This is a genomic window from Bradyrhizobium sp. SRL28, assembly GCF_018596315.1.
Classification (GTDB): domain Bacteria; phylum Pseudomonadota; class Alphaproteobacteria; order Rhizobiales; family Xanthobacteraceae; genus Bradyrhizobium.
In genome coordinates, this window is sequence record NZ_JAHEAG010000001.1 from 175,163 (window position 1) to 194,738 (window position 19,576).

Here is a 19,576-nt window from a genome sequence, read left to right on the forward strand (position 1 = left end):
GTGGCATCCCAGTGGTTGGCATCCAGCCTCGCCTGTGGTCAAGTGCGCGCGCACCGCGATACCAACACGGCATTGGATTCCCATGAGCAACATCAATCCCGATCCGTTCACCACCCGGCCGGAAATCGAAGGCACCTTTGGTGTCGTGACCTCGACGCACTGGATCGCCACCGCGGTCGGCATGGGCATTCTGGAAAAAGGCGGCAACGCCTTCGACGCCGGGGTTGCTACCGCCTTCACGCTGCAGGTCGTCGAGCCGCATCTGAACGGTCCCGGCGGCGACGTTCCGATCATTGTGCATGACACCAAGCGCGGCCGCACCGAGGTGATCTGCGGCCAGGGCCCCGCACCTGCCAAGGCCACCATCGCGCATTACAAGAGCGAAGGCCTGGAAATGGTGCCCGGCACTGGACTCTTGGCCGCCTGCGTGCCCGGCACGTTCGAATCCTGGATGCTGCTGCTTCGCGACTACGGCACGATGCGGCTGCGCGATGTGCTGGAGCCCGCGATCGCCTATGCGCGCGACGGCTATCCGCTGGTCGAGCGAGCCGCGGCGACTATCCAGGTCGTCGAGAAATTGTTCCGTAATCACTGGAAGACATCGGCCGCCGTCTACCTGCCGAACAACGAGGTGCCCAGGCCCGGCACGCTGTTCACCAACAAGCAGCTCTCCGAAACTTACGCCCGCATTCTCAAGGAGGCCGAGAGCGCCGGCTCCGACCGCGTCGCGCAGATCGAGCGTGCGCGCAAAGCCTGGTCTCACGGCTTCGTGGCGGAGGCGATCGACAAGTTCTGCCGCACCCAGGAAGTGATGGACGTCTCCGGCTCGCCGCATCGCGGCGTGCTAAGCGCCGACGACATGGCGCGCTGGCAGCCGACCGTCGAGGCGCCGCTCACTTACGACTATGGCCGCTACACCGTCTGCAAGCCCGGTGTATGGAGCCAGGGCCCGGTCATGCTGCAACAGCTCGCGCTGTTGAAGGGTTTTGAACTCGACGGGCTCGATCCCGCCGGCCCCGACTTCATCCATCTGCAGATCGAATGCGCCAAGCTTGCTTTCGCCGATCGCGAGAAATTTTATGGCGACCCGAAATTCACTGACATCCCGATCACGACCTTGTTGTCGGACGCCTACAATGACGAGCGCCGCAAGCTGATCTCCAGGGACAAGGCCTCGCTCGATTTCATCCCGGGCTCGGTCGAAGGTTTTGGCTCGGTGGTAAAACTGCGCCGCGCAGAAGGCCACCGCGAGGCCGTTGGCGCCATGGGCGCGGGCGAGCCGACCGTCGGCCGCTTCGGCGAAGTGCGCGGCGACACCGTGCATTTTGACATCATCGACCAGGCCGGCAATATGGTCTCGGCGACGCCGTCCGGTGGCTGGCTGCAATCCTCGCCGGTCATTCCCGAACTCGGCTTCTGCCTCGGCAGCCGCGCGCAGATGTTCTGGCTGGAAGAAGATCACCCCGCGGCGCTCGCGCCAGGCAAGCGCCCGCGCACCACGCTCTCGCCTACCATGTGCTATCGCGACGGCGAGCCGTACATGGCGTGGGGATCGCCCGGTGGCGACCAGCAGGATCAATGGACCACGCAATTCTTCCTGCGGCATGTGCACGCCAAGCTGAACCTGCAGGAGGCGATCGACGCGCCCGCGTGGCACTCCGAACATTTCCCGATCTCGTTCTGGCCGCGCACCGCGCGCCCCGGCGTGCTCGTGGTCGAGAACCGCGTGCCGAAGGCGACCATCGATACCCTGAAGAGCCGCGGCCACGTCGTCGAGATCGGTCCCGACTGGTCGGAAGGTCGCCTGACTGCCGCCTCCAAAGTTGGCCGCCGCCGCCGTGCCGCCGCCAATCCCAGGGGCATGCAGGGCTACGCGGCGGGACGATAATTAGAGAAGAGACAAGATGACCTGGTCGATCATCGCCCGCGATCCCCTCACCGGCCAAATCGGCATTGCGGTCGCGACCAGGTTTTTCGCGGTCGGCGCGCGCGTGCCGCATATCGCCCCCGGCATCGGCGGCATCGCGACACAGGCGCTGGTCAATCCCTATTATGGCATCGACGGCGTGAAGCTGTTGCGCGAGGGACGCGAGCCGCGCGAAGTGGTGGACACGCTGATTGCGGCCGACGGCGGCCGCGAGGCTCGACAACTTCATGTCATGGATATCAAGGGCCGGATCGCCACGCATACCGGCACCGAATGCGTCGACTGGTGCGGACATATCCAGGGCGACGGCTTCTCCCTCGCCGGCAATATGCTGGCCGGCGCCGCCGTGCTCGACGATACTGCGAAGGCTTACATCGCCAACGCTACTCTGCCCTTTGCGCAGCGGCTGATTGCGGCCATGAAGGCCGGCGAAGCCGCCGGCGGTGACAAGCGCGGCAAGCAATCGGCCGCGCTTGTGATCCAGGGCGAGGAGGAATGGTCGGATCTCGACCTGCGCGTCGACGACCATGTCGATCCACTCGCCGAACTCGAGCGGCTGGAACAGGTGAGCTGCGAGCGCTGGGTGCATTTCCGCCCGTTCCTGCCGACGCGGAAGAACCCGGCCGGGATCACCGATCGCGCGGTCATCGATGCGACGATTGAAGCCGCGACGACGGGCAAGGCATGACCGCGAGCCCGCTGATCGAAATCGAGGGCCTGCGCGTCGTCTTCCACGGCGACGACGGCCGCACCACGCATGCGGTCGACAGCGTCGATCTCAGCGTCGCCAATGGCGCGACGCTCGGCCTCGTCGGTGAATCCGGCTGCGGCAAGAGCGTGACCTCGCTCGCCATCATGGGGCTGTTGTCAAAGCATTCCGCCGAGGTCTCCGGCTCGATCCGCTTCGACGGCTTCGACCTGCTGGATGTGCCTGACGAAACCCTGCGCGACCTGCGCGGCAATCGGCTCGCGATGATCTTCCAGGAGCCGATGACCTCGCTCAATCCGAGTTTTACCATCGGCGACCAGATCATCGAGACGATCCTGCGCCATCGCGGCGGCTCGCGCCGGCAGGCGCGCGAGCGCGCGATCGAATTGTTGCGGCGCGTGCACATCCCCTCGCCCGAGAAACGTATCGACGAATATCCGCACAAGCTCTCCGGCGGCATGCGCCAGCGCGTGATGATCGCGATGGCGCTGGCCTGCGACCCGCGGCTTCTCATCGCGGACGAGCCGACCACGGCGCTCGACGTTACCCTACAGGCGCAAATTCTCGATCTGATGCGCGAGCTGAAGGCCGCCAGTGGTGCGGCGATCATCCTGATCACCCACGATCTCGGCGTGGTCGCCGAAGTCTGCGACGAGGTCGCAGTGATGTATGCCGGTGAGATCGTCGAGCGCGCGCCGGTCGATGAACTCTTTGCCAACCCGCAGCATCCCTACACCGTCGGCCTGCTCGGCTCGATCCCGCGGCTCGGCCGCCGCGCCGCACATCTGGCGACCATCGAGGGCATGGTGCCGAACATGGCAAACCCGCCCGCCGGCTGCCGCTTTGCCGCGCGCTGTCCGTTTGTCATGGAGAACTGTGTCGCCGCGCCGCCGCCGCTGGCCATCGTGAGCACGGGCCACGCCTCACGCTGCATCCGTGCACCGCTGGAGCGGCTGGTATCATGACCGCCTCATTTTCGGCTCTCGTGCCCCGGGCGCAGCGCAGCACAAGCGAAGCGCGGTGGTGCACTGCTGAACCGGGGCCCACCGTCGTTCCAGCGCGCGATGGGTCCCGGTTCTGCAGCGCGTCGCTTCGCGCCGCGCAGCGCCCGGGACACGAGAGGCTTCAGCGATGACCGCGCTTCTCGAAGTCGAAGGCCTCGTGAAGCATTTCGTCGCCGCGCGTTCGGTGTTCGGAACACCCACCGCCTATGTCAAAGCGGTCGACGGCGTCGACTTCACAGTCGAGGCTGGCAAGACGCTGGCGCTGGTCGGTGAATCCGGCTGCGGCAAATCCACCGTCAGCCGGCTGGTGCTGCGGCTGATCGAGCCGGATGCCGGAACCGTGCGCTTCGAAGGCCGCGACCTCGGCGCATTGAACGCGAACGCGTTGCGTGCCTTCCGCCGCGATGCGCAGATCATTTTCCAGGACCCCTACGCGTCCTTGAACCCGCGCATGACCGTCAACCAGATCCTCACCGAACCGCTGGCGCTGCACGATCTGGTGCCGACCGCGCGCCGACGCGAGCGGGTCGAGGAGCTGCTGCGGCTGGTCGGGCTGGAGCCGCGCTTTGCCCGCCGCTATCCGCATGAGTTTTCCGGCGGCCAGCGCCAGCGCATCGCGATTGCGCGGGCGCTCGCCGTGGAGCCAAAACTGATCATCTGCGACGAGCCGGTATCGGCGCTCGACGTCTCGATCCGTTCGCAGATCCTCAATTTGCTGCGCGACCTGCAGGACCGGCTCGGCCTCGCCTACATCTTCGTCAGCCACGATCTCGCGGTCGTAAAACACATCGCTGACCGCGTCGCCGTGATGAATCTCGGCGGCATCGTCGAGATCGCGGCCGCCGACGCGCTGTTTGCCGCACCTCGGCATCCCTATAGCCGCGCGCTGCTGTCGGCCATTCCGGTGCCCAAGCCGCAGGCCAAACGCAGCCGCATCGTGCTGGAGGGCGAGATGCCGAGCGCGCTCAACCCGCCCTCCGGCTGCCGCTTCCATACCCGCTGCCCCTATGTCATCGCGCGCTGCCGCACTGAAATTCCGCCGCTGCTCGCCGACGGCACGGGACACGCCACCGCCTGTCATCGCACCGCGGAATTGCCGGCGGCCGAAAATATCGTTCCCGCCGACGGCGGCTTTTCGCCGGTGCTGGAAAAATTGGTCGCCGCCTTCAGCGGTGGCACGGAAGGTGCAGGCCGCGCCGGGGTTGATATATCCGGGACACGGCCAACAGCGTAATCGTGAATAAGGGGATGGCAGCAATGAAAATCATTCGTTTGGCAGTCACCGCGGCGGCGCTGCTGCTGTCGCTCGGGGCAACCGTTCAAGCCCAGACCACGCTGCGGATCGGGCTCGCCGAGGATCCTGATATCCTCGACCCGACCATGGCGCGCACTTATGTGGGCCGCATCGTTTTCGCATCGTTCTGCGACAAGTTGTTCGACATCGACGAAAAGCTCAACATCGTCCCGCAGCTCGCACTGAGCCACGAGACGTCGGCCGACGGCAAGGAAGTCACCATCAAGCTCCGGCCGGGCGTCAAGTTTCACGACGGCGAGGCCTTCACTGCGGAGGCTGCAAAGTTTTCGCTGGAGCGGCACCTGACATTCCCGGGCTCGTTCCGGAAGCCGGAGCTGGCGGCCGTCGATCGTATCGATGTCGTCGATCCCCTTACCATCAAGCTGACACTGAAGGCCCCCTACTCGCCGCTGGTCGCGCAGCTCACCGATCGCGCCGGGATGATGGTGTCGCCCAAGGCGGCAAAGGAGGCCGGCGACAAGTTCGGACTGCGACCGGTTTGCGCCGGTCCCTATAAATTCGTCGAACGCGTGCAGCAGGACCGCATGGTGTTCGAGAAATTCGCCGATTACTGGAACAAGGATAACATCCATATCGACCGCATCGTCTATCTCCCGCTTGTGGACGCGACGGTCCGCCTCGCCAATTTGAAATCCGGTGGCCTCGATCTGATCGAACGCCTGCTCGCGACCGATCTCAAGGAAGTGCAGTCGGACTCGAAGCTGAAACTGTCCAGCGCAATCGAGCTCGGCTATCAGGGCGTGACGCTGAACGTCGGCAAGGACAAGGCCAAGGGCCCCCTCAGCCAGTCCGCCAAGGTGCGGCAGGCGCTCGATCTATCGCTCGACCGCGACGCGATCAGCCAGGTTGTGTCCAACGGCGAGTTCAAGCCCGGCAACCAGTGGGTCAACCCCGATCATCCCTATTATCAGAAGGCCTTTCCGATCCCGAAGCGCGACGTCGCCAAGGCCAAGGCGCTGTTGAAGGAAGCCGGCGTCACCCCGCCGGTCAGCATCGACTTCATGGTGTCGAAAGGCGCGGAGACCGAAGCGGCATCGCAGGTGATCCAGTCGATGGCGGCGGAGGCCGGTTTCGACATGAAGCTCAGGGTCACCGAGTTCGCGACGTCGTTGAAGCAGGCCGAAGCCGGAGAATACCAGGCCTATCTGCTGGCCTGGAGCGGCCGGATCGATCCGGACGGTAACTCCTACATTTTCCAGAAGACCGACGCGCCACAGAACTACAGCGCCTGGTCCAACAAGGAAGCCGACAAGGCGCTCGATGACGGACGTCTTGTGACGGATCCGGCGCAGCGCAAGGCGATCTATGAAAAACTGGCCAAGATCGTGCTGGAGGAAAAGCCGCTGCTCTACATCTACCACCGCCGCATCCTGATCGCGCACACCACCAGGCTCGAGGGCTACAAGCAGATGCCGGACGGGCTGGTGCGCGTCGTCGGGCTGAAGCTGAAGTGAGCAGCGTTCTCTCGTTCTCGTGTCCCGGATGCATTGCAGCGCGTAAGCGATGCAATGCTAAGCCGGGACCCAATTGGTCGAATACCCTCCATCCCTCTCGCATGGGTCCCGGTTCTGCAGCGCAGCGTTGCACGCAGCACTGCGCCCGGGACACGATTGAACGATGCTGAATTTCCTCGCACGTCGTGTCATGCAGCTTATCCCGACGCTGTTCTTCGTCTCGATCCTGATCTTCTCGCTGCAGCAATTGCTGCCGGGCGATCCGGCGCTGGTCATGGCGGGCGAGGAACGCGACCCTGATGTCATCGCGCAGATCCGCCAGCAATACCGGCTCGATCAGCCGGTGCCGGTGCAGTATGTCTACTGGGTCAAGGGCGTGTTATCGGGCGATTTCGGCGAGTCGCTGCGCAACAAGGTATCGGTGCGCGAATTGATCGCACAGAAACTTCCGGTGACGATGCAACTGGCGTCGATGGCGATCATCATCGCCTTCCTGATCGGCATCCCCGCAGGGATAGTATCGGCAGTCAAGAAGGGCACGGCCTGGGATTATGGCGCGAATTTCTTCGCGCTGTGGGGAATCTCGACACCCAACTTCTGGCTCGGCATCATGCTGATCTTCCTGTTCTCGATCAAGCTCGGCTGGCTGCCGGCATCGGGCTATGTGCCGCTGACGGAGAACTGGCGCGCCAGCATCGCCTCCACCATCATGCCGGCCTTCGTGCTGGGCAATGCGATTGCCGCGATCCTGATGCGGCATACCCGCAGCGCCATGCTGCAGGTGCTGGAGAGCGATTACGTCCGCACCGCCCGGGCCAAGGGCCTTTCCGAACGCTCCGTCATCCTCAAGCACGCCATGCGCAACGCGCTGACGCCGATCATTACGCTGGGCGCGCTCGAACTGGGCACGCTGCTGTCGGGCGCGGTGCTGACCGAGCAGATTTTCTCGATTCCGGGCTTTGGCAAGCTGATCGTCGATGCGGTCTTCAACCGCGACTATGCGGTCGTGCAGGGCGTCGTGCTGACGACTGCGACAATCTACATCACGCTCAATCTCATTGCAGACATCGCCTATGTCCTCGTCAATCCGCGGCTGAGGGCTTAAGCCATGACCGACACCACGCTCAGCGCGTTGCCGATTACCGTCTCCGACGAACTGGAGAGCCCGGCGCGGCGCGCGTTGCGGCGCCTGTTCAAGCGCAAGGGCGCGGTGGCGGGCCTTGTCGTGATCGCAATCTTCGTCCTGCTCGCGGTGTTTGCGCCGCTGATCTCGCCTTACGAGCCGATCGCGACAAGCTGGTCGCTGGTGCGCAAGCCACCTTCCGCGCTGCACTGGTTCGGGACCGACGAACTCGGCCGCGACATTCTTGCCCGCGTGATCTACGGCGCGCGGGCTTCGCTGCTGGCCGGCGCGATCTCGGTCGGGATCGCGCTTTCGATCGGCGTGCCGCTCGGCCTCTTGTCGGGTTATCGCGGCGGCTTCATCGACGCCCTGATCAGCCGCATCACGGACGCGATGCTGGCGTGCCCGTTCCTGATCCTCGCGATTGCGCTGGCCGCATTTCTGGGGCCGAGCCTCGGCAATGCCATGATTGCGATCGGCATATCGGCGACGCCGATCTTCGTGCGGCTCACGCGAGGCCAGGTAATGAGCGTCAAGGTCGAGGATTATGTCGAGGCCGCGCGCGCCATGGGCAATCCGCGCTGGCGCATCGCGCTGTTTCACATCCTGCCCAACATCATGCCGGCGCTATTGGTGCAAGCGACGCTGTCGATCGCCGCCGCAATCATTGCAGAAGCCGCGCTATCTTTCCTCGGTCTCGGCCAGCAGCCGCCGGCGCCGTCCTGGGGCAGCATGCTGAACGCCGCGCAGCGCTTCCTCACCAACGCGCCCTGGATGGCGGTCTGGCCGGGGCTCGCGATCTTTCTCGTGGTGCTGTCGTTCAACCTGGTCGGCGACGGCCTGCGCGACGCGCTGGATCCGAGGGAGAGGTAGGACATCGGTCAAATCGCAACTTCGAGATGCACAATTTATTTACGCGAAGCGGCGACCCTCGAGGCCGGCTGGTTGCAGTTTCCGTAGGGAATGTCATGCGCGTCTTCATAGCGTCGATCTTGATCTGGGGATCGGCTGCGTTCGCCCATGCCGCCGAGTTGGACCTTCCAAACAGCAAGCTACTCGTGGGTAACGATCCATGCCGGGTGGAAACCACCGTCACGGAACGCTCCAAACGGGTCGCGCCAATTCAAGTCAGCCGCCGCAGTGCGGTCTACGTCATCCAACACATTCACAAGGCCTGCCAACTCCTTGCCGACGCCAGCGACGAAAGCTCGCGATCCGACTCCATTCGCGGCGATCTTTACGGCAGCATTATCGGCCCGATCTATCAGGCCCATCCGGACATTGCGCGAGGCTCGCCTCGGTCGTCCATTCCAAAGGTATTTCATGCGACTCCGCGCGATATTGAACGAATGTCCGCCAGCCGCCTCAACGACGAAATAACGCGCCTTCAGAAAGAGATCGTCAAACTCGGCGAGGACAGGCTTGAGCGATCCGTCGATGAGAGCGCCGCCACGAAAGCGCTGCAGCCGCTAATCGATGCTGCCGCCGAACTCTCATTCGCCGGCAAGGTCGCTCTCGACGCCTACCCCGACCTGTTTGCGAAGATGCTGGATGCAGCCCCGGATCAGCCCCGCACGGCCGAGCGCGACGCAGCCTTTCGCAAAGGTGCCCCGCCCCAAGGCTCGGTAAGTCTGAGCGACGCTGCGCTGGCGCTGGTGCAGTCGTTCATGCGGGATGTACGTCGTATATCTGGAAGCGAGCACATCGCAGCGATAGGCTGGGCACGGGAACAGAGGTCAAAGCGCCCCGGCGATAGGGAATGGTCCAACAGCGGCGCCGGCTGGACCCTTGGCGCCTACCGGAAGACCGAGGTCCCTCCCGACGTCATCGACACGGTTCGGGGTATCGAGATCGTATTCACAGCCGAGGACCCGTCAGCGCTTGCGGGCAAGACCTTTGATACAACAAAGCAGAAGTTTTTCGTTCGTGACTGAACGCCGGCTGACGCGCTTGCTACAACCGACGCCGCTCCCTCAGTCATGCTGAGGAGCGCGGGATACGCGTCTTCAGGATGAGGGGTTGGATCTGTTCCGCTAGATCATAATCTCCCGCAGCACCCTCCGGCAATCCATCTCATATTCGAGATCGATCACCGGCGGCCGCGCGAAATGCCAGGTCAGGCCCGAGCGCGCGGCGCCGCGGCGAACCAGCGCATCGGCGAAGACGTGGTGGAAATCGTGGATGGTGTAGGTCTGCACATCAGTCGCATCTTTCCAGCCGAACCCGAATTCGTCCATGCGCCGCTCCATCACGCCCGCGACGTAACGGACCTTCTCCGCAATGCCCTCCGGGCTGATATCGCGGTAGCGCACCGTGCGTTCGGCATAGCTGGCATTGCCTTCCTGCGACTCGCCACTGCCCGCGATCACGAAGCTCGGCGTAGTGCTCTGGCTCGGCCGCGTAAACGAGAAGGCATAGAACGAAGGCTCGGCCGGCGGATCGATCTCCGGACAGACATTGCTGCGCGCCACCGGATTGGTCTTGCCGTCATAGACGCCCCACTCCGCCAGCGTCTTGACGTAGTGCAGGTTGAAATTGCGGAATCCCTCGTCGGTGAAGGCGGCCGGCGATCGCAGCTCGCAGGCACAGAACGACGTCAGCGGCCTGCCCGCCGCCTGAATGTATTTTGCGATTTGTGCAAATCCCTCGGCCAGCGGCACCCATTTATCGAACCGCACCCGCTCGATCTCATGACCGGGGTTGGCAGCCACCCCGCCGGAATACTGAAACACGGCCGGAATGAAGCGGTAGTTGCCGGCGGGAAAGTCGTTCGTCATGTTGGCTCCCCTGTTTTTCTTCTTTCCTAGCATGGAGAGCCGGAGCCGTCGCGAGGCCGCATGGCGCTCCGGCGCAAAAAAGCGACGGCAGCGGTGTCCGCTGCCGTCGCCCGTAACTTTCCACCTGTGGGAAGGGCTCAGGTCGGCTTGAGCGCCGTCCTCCCGAGATCGAAATCGGCGATCTCCTTGGTCCGCTGCGAGTCGGCCTTGGCCTGGTGGTCGGTAGCGAGCCAGACATAGACCGCGGGCAGCACGAACAGCGTGAACAACGTGCCGATCGACATGCCGGAGACCACGACGAGGCCGATTGAGAAGCGGCTCGCCGCGCCCGCGCCGGTTGCCGTCAGCAGCGGGATCAGGCCGGTGACCATAGCCGCCGTCGTCATCAGGATCGGACGCAGCCGGATGCGGGCCGCCATCTCGATCGCCGAACGCTTGTCGAGGCCTTCCTTGAGCTGCAATTCGTTGGCGAACTCGACCATCAGGATGCCGTGCTTGGTGATGAGGCCGACCAGCGTCAGCAACCCAACCTGCGTATAGATGTTGATGGTCGCCATGCCGAAGAACAGCGGAATCAGCGCACCGACGATCGCCATGGGAACGCTGATCATGATCACCAGCGGATCCCGCAAGCTTTCGAACTGCGCCGCCAGCACCAGGAAGATGATGATCAGCGCAAAGCCGAAGGTGACCGCAAGCTGGTTGCCTTCCTGCACATATTGGCGGGAATCGGCCAGATAGTCGTGACCGAAGCCGGCGGGCAACTTTTTCGCTTCGCCCTCCAGGAAATCCACCGCCTGCCCGACCGTCACGCCCGGCATCGGCACCGCCGAGAAGGTCGCCGAGTTGAGCTGGTTGTAGTGCGTCAGCGAGTTCGGATCGATGCCGGTCTCGATCGACACGATGGTCGACAGCGGCACCAGCTGCCCGGTGTTGGTCGGGACATAGTAGCCACCGAGCGATTCCGGCGACAGCCGCATGCCGCGTGGCACCTGCGGGATCACCTGATAGGAGCGTCCCTCGAGGTTGAAGCGGTTGACGTAATTGCCGCCCAGGAGCGTCTGCAGCGTGGCGCCGACCTGCGCCATGTTGATGCCGAGATCGCTGGCCTTGGAACGGTCAATGGAGACGCGCACCACCGGCTGGTTGAAGTCGAGGTCGCTGTCGGACACGATGAACAGGCCGCTCTTGCGTGCAGCATCCTTCAGCTTGTTCATCTCGTCGTAGACGGCCTGGAAGCCGGAGGTCGAATTGATCACCATCTGTATCGGCAGACCGCCCGGCCCGCCCGGAAGCGGCGGCAGGTTGAACGCAAACGCCTGAACACCTTCGATCTTGCTGAGCTCGGCCTGTACCAGCGGCTTGAGCTGGATCGAGGAGCGCTCACGCTCGTCCCATGGCTTGAGCAGCATGCCGGCGATGCCGCCCTGCGGGCCGGTGATACCGTTCAGGACGAAGCGGAGATCGGTCTCGGGGAACTTCTGAAACGCCTTGTCGAGCTTGTCGCCGTAAAAATCGACATAGTCGATGTTGGCGTATTTCGGCGCCTTGGTCACCGAGAACACGATGCCCTGATCCTCTTCGGGCGCCAATTCCTTTGACGTGTTCATATAGAGGAAGCCCACCAGACCGAGGATCGTCAGCGCGAACACACCGGTGATCGGGCGATAGTCGAGCGAGCGGTCGAGCTGGCGGCCGTACCAGCGCGTCATCGCGCCGAACACCCGGTTGACCAGCCTGGCGAACCGTCCCTCGTCCGCGCTCTTCAATAGCACCGAGCACATCATCGGCGACAGCGTCAGCGCGATCACGCCGGATACGATCACCGAGCCCGCGAGCGTGAAGGCAAATTCGCGGAACAGCGAACCGGTCAGGCCGCCGAGGAAACCGATCGGCGCGTACACGGCCGCCAGCGTGATCGTCATCGAGATCACGGGGCCGACGATTTCGCGCGCGCCCTGCAGCGACGCCTGCACCGGCGTTTTTCCCTCCTCCAGATGGCGATGGATATTCTCCACCACCACGATGGCGTCGTCGACCACCAGCCCGATCGCCAGCACCATCGCCAGCAGCGTCAGCAGGTTGAAGCTGAAGCCCAGCGCCAGCATCAGGCTGCAGACGCCGATCAGCGACAGCGGAATCGTGACCACAGGGATGATGACCGAGCGGAACGAGGCCAGGAACAGGAAGATCACGACCACGACGATCAGAACGGCCTCGATCAGCGTGTTCTTCACCTCATCGATCGATGATTGAATGAATTTAGTGGAATCATACGCCACCTTCATCTTCATCGACGGCGGCAGGTTGCGTTCGAGCTCTGGAAACAGCGCGCGCACGCCCTTGACCAGCGTCAGCGGGTTGCCTTGCGGGGTAGACTGCACGCCGATGAAGATCGCGCGCTCGCCGCTGAACGCGACGCTCGCATCCGTGCTTTGCGCGGCGAGTTCGACGGTCGCGATATCCTCGACCCGCACGAAGCCGCCGTCCTTGGACTTGACGATCATCTTCTTGAATTGGTCGAGGTTCCGCAGGTCGGTATTCGTCGTGATGTTGGAGACGATGAGGTAGCCCTTGGACTGACCGGCCGCGGCCTGGAAGTTGTTGGCGGCAATCGCCGCCGAGACATCGCTTGGCGACACCCCGCGCCCCGCCATCCGCACCGGATCGAGCCACAGCCGCATCGCAAACGTCTGGCCGCCAAGAATGTCGGCCGACGCCACGCCGTCGACCGTCGACAGCACCGGCTGCACCACGCGCGTCAGATAGTCCGAAATCGCGGACCCCGAGAGTTCATCGCTCGAGAACCCGAGGTACATCACCGCTGTGGTCTGACCGGTCGTCTTAACCACGATCGGGTCGTTCGATTCCTTTGGGATCAGGTATCTGACCGAATTCACCTTGGCGAGAACTTCGGTCAGCGCCTGGTTCGGATCGAAATTCAGCTTGACGTAGACCTGGATCGTGCTGGTGCCCTGCACGGAGGACGAGGTGATGTAGTCGACACCCTCGGCGGAGGCGACCGCCTGCTCGATCGGCGTGGTGATAAAGCCCTGGATCAAATTGGCCGACGCGCCCGGGTAGACGGTGGTGACCGTGACCACCGTGTTCGACAGCTTCGGATATTGCCGGATCGGCAATACGCTGGCGGCCCTGAGGCCGATCAGGAGGATCAGCAAGCTGACAACGACCGAGAGGATCGGACGCTTGATGAAGATATCGGTTAAGGCCATCGCAGATTTATCCCGCTGAGTTCAGCATTTTTCCGGGCACGGCCTCATCTCAAGGACCGTTGCCCGCCTTGTCATCAGCGCGGCCCTCGGGCCGCGCGATCGTCCCTCAGTAGCGCGGCGGCTTCGCCGGAATCGGTGGCGTCGGCTCGGTCGAGATCGTCACGGCCGATCCGGATTGCAGCTTGAGCTGCCCCACCGACACGACACGGTCGCCGTCCTTCAACCCTTTCAGGATTTCGGCACGTCCCTCGAGACGCTTGCCGGCCTGCACGAAGGTCCGCGTCACAATGAGGCTGGTCTTGCCGTCCTCTTCCTTCTTCTCGCTGAGGAGGAACACCGAGTCGCCATAGAGCGTGTAGTCGACCGCGGTTTCGGGCACGGTGACGACCGGTGGCTTATCCGGCAGCACCACTGTGGTGGTCGTGAACATGCCGGGCTTGAGGATCTTGTCCGGATTCTGGATCGTCGCCTGCACGCGGATGTTGCGTGTGTCGGTCGCGATCTGCGGCTCGATGGTGGTGATCTTGCCTTCGAAGGTTCGCCCTGGATACGCGTCGACGGCGATGCGAACGATCTGGCCAACCTTGAGCTGGGCGGAATCCTTTTCCGTCACGGTGAAGTTGGCATACAGCGCCGACAGATCGGTCAGCGAGACGATCTGCGTGCCTGCAGTGAGATATTGTCCGACCTCGACCCTGCGAACGCCGAGTTCCCCATCGAACGGCGCCCGCACCAGCTTCTGCGAGATGATGGCCTCCGTCTTGGCGATGCTGGCGCTGGCCTGATCGAACGCCGCCTGCGCGGTATCCACCGTCGCCTGCGGTCCGACCTGGCGCTCCGCCAGTTGCTTGGCGCGATCCAGCGAGATCTGCGCCACGCGTTGCTGAGCCTTGAAGTTGGCAAGGTCGCCCTGCTCGGGACCGTCAAACAATTGAATCAGCGGTGTGCCCGCCTTCACGCTGGCGCCCGCCGTGAACTGGATGTCGGTGATGCGGCCGTTCACGTCGGAGGTCACATTGACCTGATGCACGGCGGCGAGATCGCCGACTGCGGTCAGGAGATTCGGAATGGTTTCGGACTTCGCCGTGGCAATGTTTACGCTGGTCGGCGGCGGCTTGTTGTTCGCGAAGAACTGCGCGATCATTTTTCCGCGGAAATAGTTGAACCAGACGAGGCCGCCGACCAGCAAGGCCAATAGCGTCCCCACGACGATGAACCAGCGCACCATCCGGACCGGCCGCTTGTGCGGCTTGTCGGCAATCGGTTTGCCCGAAAGTTTGGGTTCAGTCACGATATTCATGTCATGCACTTTCTGCAGTTACCGATTGTCCCGGATTCGGTGACAGCTCGCAGCCCAGATGAGAAGCAATTGCGGCCTCGGTAAGTCCGATGCCGCGCAGGATGAATTGAGAGAGCTGTCGCTCCAGATCGGCGGCGTTGCCGTAGGAAAGGCAGGGCACGGCGGGAAGCCTTGAGAGCGCCGCCATCAGCACGGTGTGGTGGGCGAACCAGAACAGGTTGAGCGGATCGCTGCCGATCCGCGTCGCGTCGCCGGCCGCAACCGCGCTGTCGATCGACGCGGAGAACACTGGCCCGATCAGGCCGCCGATCTTGTCGTAGAGCAAACGCGCGAACTCGCCGTCGTCGAGATGGCTGGTCGTCATCAGCCGCAGCCGCTGCGCTTCTTCCTGGTCCGAGCCGTCGGACACTTCCATGAAGTGACCAACCATGCCCTTGACCAGTTCAACCAGTGTGGCAGTTGAAGGCTCCTGGCCGAGCAGGTGCGCGAAATCCGGATCGGCCTCGCACTCCTCCGCCAGTATCTCGGCATAGAGCGCGGCCTTGGAGGGGAAGTGCTTGAACAACAGCCCTTCCGAAATGGCCGCGGCCGCCGCCACGCTCTTGGTCGTGGTGCCGGCAAAGCCGTTGCGGGCGAAGCACCGCTTGGCGGCGCTCAAGATCAATTGCCGCCGCAAGTCACTGGTCATGCGCAGGTTAGACATGGGCGTGTGAGTAATTACTCACCTTGACCAAGTCAAGGATCTATTGCAGCGCACCCGTCGAATTCTAGCATGCTGCGGCACCGGCAACACACCCCTCACAGCTTTGTTTAAACACCGGTTTTTCGAAAACCCTGCTCTCACCACCTGTGGCACATTCCGGTCGCCTGCAACTCCAACGCGCCGCCAGGGGTCCCGGCCGGGGCGTCGTGCCCATATGGCCTGACGGTCCTGCGGTACCGTGGCTGCCGCGCACCGGTCATTCGTCATCTCTTCAATCCGAGTTGACGCCGGGTGCGGCATTGAAGATAGTTGCATATGCGACTAATTTGGACGGTCGCCCCTTGTCCGTCTTGCCAAAGAGTATGACGAGCGATGAATTTGGATGCGCGCGAACTGGCGGCCACCTTCGACCTCGAAAAGCTAACGCCGGAGTTCTATGCGAACCCCTACCCGACCTATCGCGCGCTGCGTGAGACCGATCCGGTCAAGCGGCTGCCGAATGGCTCGTATTTCCTGACCCGCTACGACGATCTGGTCGCAGCCTACAAGAACACCAAGGCCTTCTCATCGGACAAGAAGAAGGAGTTCGCGCCGAAGTATGGTGCCTCCCTGCTCTACGAGCACCACACCACGAGCCTCGTCTTCAACGATCCCCCCGCCCACACCCGCGTCCGGCGCTTGATCATGGGCGCGCTCTCGCCGCGCGCGATCGCCGGCATGGAGCCCGATCTGGTCCGGCTGATCGACCGCCTTCTCGACGCCATCGCCGCCAAGGGCAAGGTGGACCTAATCGACGATTTCGCCGCCGCGATCCCGATCGAGGTGATCGGCAATCTGCTCGACGTGCCCGAGGACGAGCGCGAGCCCTTGCGCGACTGGTCACTGGCCATCCTCGGCGCGCTGGAGCCGGTGATCGGCCCAGACGCCTTCGCCCGCGGCAACAAGGCGGTGCAGGATTTTCTTCTCTATCTCGAAGGGCTGGTGGCGCGGCGGCGGGCCAAGCCCGGCAATCCCGAACGTGATGTGCTGACCCGGCTCATTCAGGGCGAAGACAATGGCGAACGGCTGACCGAAAAGGAGCTGCTGCACAACTGCATCTTCCTGCTCAATGCTGGCCACGAGACCACCACCAATTTGATCGGCAACGGCTTGGTCGCGCTGTCGAACCATGCAGGCGAGAAACGCCGGCTGATCGACGATCCTTCGCTGATCAAGACCGCGGTCGAGGAAATGCTGCGGTTCGAGAGCTCCAACCAGCTCGGCAACCGCATGACCGTCGAGCCGTTCGAACTCGGTGGCATCGCGTTGCCACCGGGCACGCCGGTGACGCTGTGCATCGGCGCCGCCAACCGCGATCCCGCGCAATTCCCCGATCCCCAACGCTTCGATATCGGTCGCACGCCGAACCGGCATCTGGCCTTCGGCACCGGCGCGCATCAATGCGCCGGGATGGCGCTGGCGCGGCTCGAGGGTGCAATCGCGATCTCGCGTTTCCTCGCGCGCTTTCCGGATTATGCGCTCGACGGCGAACCGGTCCGTGGCGGCCGGGTGCGCTTCCGCGGATTTCTAAGCGTGCCTTGCGAGATCAGTTAGGGCTGTGACGAATTGCAGCAGCCCGCATCGCAACATACGAAAACGCAAGTCGTAGGGCCAGGCGAACGATTTCTGCGCTTGCGCGTTGATACTCCCGGGCGGCGAAGCACGAGGGAGTTGAGATCATGCTTCCGCGCCCTGTTCGCGTTGCCGTGTTTTTTCTTGGTGTGTCCGCGATCGCGGTGAACACCGGCTCTCTCGCCCAAGACCGAGGCCGCCCAGGGGGCGGCGCTGCGCCAGCAGCACCGCCAGCCATGGCCCGCCCAGCAGCACCACCTGCCGCGATGGCCCGCCCAGCGGCACCTCCGGCCATGGCGCGCCCTGCCGCGCCGGCGTTCCGTGCGGCTCCCGCGCCACAGCGCCCGGCGATGACCCCGCATGTGGCCCCGCGGATCGCCGCGCCACCGCGACCAGCCGCACCGCGCGTTGCAGGGCCACGACCCGAGATCCAACGTGCCGCGCCGCCGCAGCGACCGGCGATGACGAGACAGCCCGAGCCGCGCATCGCCGCACCATCGAGCCCAGGCACATCGCCCGCGGCGGGCACGCGACCGTCGCGAAAGGAACAGATAGAAACGCGTGCGCAGCAGCGTGAGCAGCGCATCCAGCAGCGACAGCAAATCGTGCAGGAGCGGCAGCGTGACATGCTGTCGCGCCAGAGCACGGAGCGCCAGACCCGCATCGATCGCCTGCAGCAGCGCGTGCAGCAATTGCAGTCGCAAAAGCCGGACGGCCTGCGGGCGCAGCGCGCGCAGGAACGGGTGCTGCAGACTCAGAACCGCCTGCTCCAGCGCGAGCAGCGCATGCAGCAGACCGATCAGGCGCGCCTGCAGCGGCTGGCACCACCGCCCTCGGCTGAACGAACTGCCGCTATGCAGGCTGCCACACGCGGGCGCTTTGCCGCGCAGTTCCGCAGCAATGATGCCCTGCAGGCCCGAACCGCGCTCACGGCCCGGGAGAACGGCTGGGCTCCTCGCCACGCCTGGCGGCGCGGCCACCGCGCAGCGTTTGTGGCCTGGCTCGGCCCGGTGTTCTGGCCCTACGCCTATTCCGACATTTTCAGTTACACCTTCTGGCCCACCGCCTACGACCCCGGCTATTGGGCCTACGCTTACGACGATTTCGTCGACACGGTGTTTTGGGGCACTGACAGTCCGTATTCCGCTTACGCCCGATATCCTGAACCCGGCGCTGCGATCACCGATTTTCGAGCGCGCGGACGCGCAAGCGTGAGCCCACAGACTCTCCGGCAATTGTGCGCAGATCCGGATAAGGGCGTGACCGCCTGGCCGATCGCGGAGATCACGCGAGCCGTGCGGCCGACACCCGAGCAGCGCGCCCTGCTCGATGAACTGAAAACCGCTGCGGCAAAGGCTGCCGATGTGTTCAAGGAATCCTGCGCCGATTCCTATGCGATGACGCCCCCCGGCCGCTTGCGAGCAATGACGAACCGCGTAAGCGCAACGCTCAATGCGGTGAAGGTCGTACGGCCGGCACTCGAGCAGTTTTACAATTCGCTGAACGACGAGCAAAAAGCGCGTTTCAACGCGCTCGGCCCGAACATCGGCGAGCGTGCGCAGCAGCAACAGGCGAATGCTCAGGCCGAGGGCTGCGGCGATCCGAAATCCAGTCTCACCCAGCTGCCGATCGAACGGATCGAGGCTGTCGTACGGCCGGCCGGCGAGCAAAAGGAAGCGCTCGACCGCTTGAGCGACGTGACCAAGAAGGCGGTTGCAGGGCTGCAAGCTGCCTGCCCGGACGACGTGCCGCTTACGCCGATCGGACGGCTCGACGCGATGGAGAAGCGGCTCAAGGCCATGCTCGAGGCAGCCGATTGGGTGCAAGATGCATTGGACAAGTTCTACGCCGGGCTGAGCAACGAACAGAAGGCGCGCTTCAATACGCTGCAACAGACCGCAAGCCCCCGACCGCAACCTTGACCCGATCCCGATCCTCTTGCTGACGAGGTGATCGAATGAGGCAATGGCACTTCATCATGCTTCTCGCCTGGCCATCGCTCAGCCGGCGGCGCCGTAACCGGATGTTCCGGGTAGGCGCATTGACCGCAATGGCGTACATGCTTCCATTGCCTTCCGCCCTGCCTCAGGCGTCGCAAGGTGCGGAGGACGCCTCAGGGCAGCTGGCGTTCAACAATGCCTGTCGAACATGTCACATCGTAAAAGAGGGCGACAATCGGCTGGGCCCCAACCTCTACAAGATTGTTGGGCGTAAAGCAGGATCGCTGCCGGACTACGGGTTTTCCAGCGCGATGAAGGAAGCAGGCTTCGTCTGGGATGAGGAGAAGCTCGATCGCTTCATTGCAAACCCCGATGAGGTCGTACCCGGCAACAGCATGAAGCCGTATGGTGGCCTCTCATCGAGCGACGACAGAAAAAAGATCATCGCCTTCCTTGCTCAATCGCGATAGCGCAGCCTCA

General features: G+C 63.6%; 15 protein-coding genes. 11 read left to right on the top strand and 4 right to left on the bottom strand.

Annotation, left to right across the window (positions count from 1 at the left end; genetic code table 11):
- Nucleotides 1–82 precede the first annotated feature (82 nt).
- The 8 genes from KIP88_RS00725 (at nucleotide 83) to KIP88_RS00760 (ending at nucleotide 9,466) form a co-directional block, all read left to right on the top strand.
- A complete protein-coding gene (locus tag KIP88_RS00725) occupies nucleotides 83–1,888 on the top strand; it encodes a gamma-glutamyltransferase family protein (protein WP_214485910.1) in 1,806 nt (601 codons plus the stop codon).
- Between the two features lie 16 nt (nucleotides 1,889–1,904).
- Nucleotides 1,905–2,615 (top strand): DUF1028 domain-containing protein, encoded by a 711-nt coding sequence (locus KIP88_RS00730; RefSeq protein ID WP_214485911.1) that lies wholly within the window; start codon nucleotides 1,905–1,907, stop codon nucleotides 2,613–2,615.
- Nucleotides 2,612–3,601 (top strand): ABC transporter ATP-binding protein, encoded by a 990-nt coding sequence (locus KIP88_RS00735; RefSeq protein ID WP_214485912.1) that lies wholly within the window; start codon nucleotides 2,612–2,614, stop codon nucleotides 3,599–3,601. Before KIP88_RS00730 ends, KIP88_RS00735 begins: the two co-directional genes overlap by 4 nt.
- 166 nt (nucleotides 3,602–3,767) lie before the next feature.
- A complete protein-coding gene (locus tag KIP88_RS00740; RefSeq protein WP_214485913.1) occupies nucleotides 3,768–4,874 on the top strand; it encodes a dipeptide ABC transporter ATP-binding protein in 1,107 nt (368 codons plus the stop codon).
- A 23-nt stretch (nucleotides 4,875–4,897) separates the two neighbouring features.
- A complete protein-coding gene (locus KIP88_RS00745; protein ID WP_214485914.1) occupies nucleotides 4,898–6,409 on the top strand; it encodes an ABC transporter substrate-binding protein in 1,512 nt (503 codons plus the stop codon).
- 163 nt (nucleotides 6,410–6,572) lie between these two features.
- Complete coding sequence (locus tag KIP88_RS00750) at nucleotides 6,573–7,514, top strand: ABC transporter permease (RefSeq protein ID WP_214485915.1); 942 nt, start codon at nucleotides 6,573–6,575, stop codon at nucleotides 7,512–7,514.
- A 3-nt stretch (nucleotides 7,515–7,517) separates the two neighbouring features.
- Nucleotides 7,518–8,405, top strand: a complete 888-nt coding sequence (locus tag KIP88_RS00755; RefSeq protein WP_214485916.1) for an ABC transporter permease — start codon at nucleotides 7,518–7,520, stop codon at nucleotides 8,403–8,405.
- Nucleotides 8,406–8,431: 26 nt separating this feature from the next.
- Entirely contained in the window at nucleotides 8,432–9,466 is a 1,035-nt protein-coding gene (locus KIP88_RS00760) for a hypothetical protein (protein WP_214485917.1), read from the top strand.
- Nucleotides 9,467–9,565: 99 nt separating this feature from the next.
- Here the strand turns inward: KIP88_RS00760 and KIP88_RS00765 are convergent, their stop codons facing one another.
- The 4 genes from KIP88_RS00765 to KIP88_RS00780 all read right to left on the bottom strand — a co-directional run bounded on the left by KIP88_RS00765 (nucleotide 9,566) and on the right by KIP88_RS00780 (nucleotide 15,530).
- Complete coding sequence (locus KIP88_RS00765) at nucleotides 9,566–10,309, bottom strand: hypothetical protein (RefSeq protein ID WP_214485918.1); 744 nt, start codon at nucleotides 10,307–10,309, stop codon at nucleotides 9,566–9,568.
- A 137-nt stretch (nucleotides 10,310–10,446) separates the two neighbouring features.
- On the bottom strand, nucleotides 10,447–13,542 hold the full coding sequence (locus tag KIP88_RS00770; RefSeq protein WP_214485919.1) for a MexW/MexI family multidrug efflux RND transporter permease subunit: 3,096 nt from the start codon (nucleotides 13,540–13,542) through the stop codon (nucleotides 10,447–10,449).
- A gap of 106 nt (nucleotides 13,543–13,648) precedes the next feature.
- Complete coding sequence (locus KIP88_RS00775) at nucleotides 13,649–14,842, bottom strand: efflux RND transporter periplasmic adaptor subunit (RefSeq protein WP_214485920.1); 1,194 nt, start codon at nucleotides 14,840–14,842, stop codon at nucleotides 13,649–13,651.
- Between the two features lies 1 nt (nucleotide 14,843).
- On the bottom strand, nucleotides 14,844–15,530 hold the full coding sequence (locus KIP88_RS00780) for a TetR/AcrR family transcriptional regulator (RefSeq protein ID WP_214485921.1): 687 nt from the start codon (nucleotides 15,528–15,530) through the stop codon (nucleotides 14,844–14,846).
- Between the two features lie 387 nt (nucleotides 15,531–15,917).
- Here KIP88_RS00780 and KIP88_RS00785 point away from each other — a divergent pair, with 387 nt between their 5' ends.
- The 3 genes from KIP88_RS00785 (at nucleotide 15,918) to KIP88_RS00795 (ending at nucleotide 19,566) form a co-directional block, all read left to right on the top strand.
- The gene (locus tag KIP88_RS00785) at nucleotides 15,918–17,138 is read left to right on the top strand and encodes a cytochrome P450 (RefSeq protein WP_214485922.1); all 1,221 of its coding nucleotides are present in this window, start codon (nucleotides 15,918–15,920) and stop codon (nucleotides 17,136–17,138) included.
- 479 nt (nucleotides 17,139–17,617) lie between these two features.
- Nucleotides 17,618–19,078, top strand: a complete 1,461-nt coding sequence (locus KIP88_RS00790; RefSeq protein WP_249790447.1) for a Spy/CpxP family protein refolding chaperone — start codon at nucleotides 17,618–17,620, stop codon at nucleotides 19,076–19,078.
- A gap of 101 nt (nucleotides 19,079–19,179) precedes the next feature.
- The gene (locus KIP88_RS00795; RefSeq protein WP_214486612.1) at nucleotides 19,180–19,566 is read left to right on the top strand and encodes a c-type cytochrome; all 387 of its coding nucleotides are present in this window, start codon (nucleotides 19,180–19,182) and stop codon (nucleotides 19,564–19,566) included.
- Nucleotides 19,567–19,576: the final 10 nt, after the last annotated feature.

Coding starts and splice junctions, on each gene's coding strand:
- KIP88_RS00725 (WP_214485910.1), top strand. CDS start 83: ATGAGCAACATCAATCCCGATCCGTTCACCACCCGGCCGGAAATCGAA.
- KIP88_RS00730 (WP_214485911.1), top strand. CDS start 1,905: ATGACCTGGTCGATCATCGCCCGCGATCCCCTCACCGGCCAAATCGGC.
- KIP88_RS00735 (WP_214485912.1), top strand. CDS start 2,612: ATGACCGCGAGCCCGCTGATCGAAATCGAGGGCCTGCGCGTCGTCTTC.
- KIP88_RS00740 (WP_214485913.1), top strand. CDS start 3,768: ATGACCGCGCTTCTCGAAGTCGAAGGCCTCGTGAAGCATTTCGTCGCC.
- KIP88_RS00745 (WP_214485914.1), top strand. CDS start 4,898: ATGAAAATCATTCGTTTGGCAGTCACCGCGGCGGCGCTGCTGCTGTCG.
- KIP88_RS00750 (WP_214485915.1), top strand. CDS start 6,573: ATGCTGAATTTCCTCGCACGTCGTGTCATGCAGCTTATCCCGACGCTG.
- KIP88_RS00755 (WP_214485916.1), top strand. CDS start 7,518: ATGACCGACACCACGCTCAGCGCGTTGCCGATTACCGTCTCCGACGAA.
- KIP88_RS00760 (WP_214485917.1), top strand. CDS start 8,432: ATGCACAATTTATTTACGCGAAGCGGCGACCCTCGAGGCCGGCTGGTT.
- KIP88_RS00765 (WP_214485918.1), bottom strand. CDS start 10,309: ATGACGAACGACTTTCCCGCCGGCAACTACCGCTTCATTCCGGCCGTG.
- KIP88_RS00770 (WP_214485919.1), bottom strand. CDS start 13,542: ATGGCCTTAACCGATATCTTCATCAAGCGTCCGATCCTCTCGGTCGTT.
- KIP88_RS00775 (WP_214485920.1), bottom strand. CDS start 14,842: ATGAATATCGTGACTGAACCCAAACTTTCGGGCAAACCGATTGCCGAC.
- KIP88_RS00780 (WP_214485921.1), bottom strand. CDS start 15,530: ATGACCAGTGACTTGCGGCGGCAATTGATCTTGAGCGCCGCCAAGCGG.
- KIP88_RS00785 (WP_214485922.1), top strand. CDS start 15,918: ATGAATTTGGATGCGCGCGAACTGGCGGCCACCTTCGACCTCGAAAAG.
- KIP88_RS00790 (WP_249790447.1), top strand. CDS start 17,618: ATGACGAGACAGCCCGAGCCGCGCATCGCCGCACCATCGAGCCCAGGC.
- KIP88_RS00795 (WP_214486612.1), top strand. CDS start 19,180: ATGTTCCGGGTAGGCGCATTGACCGCAATGGCGTACATGCTTCCATTG.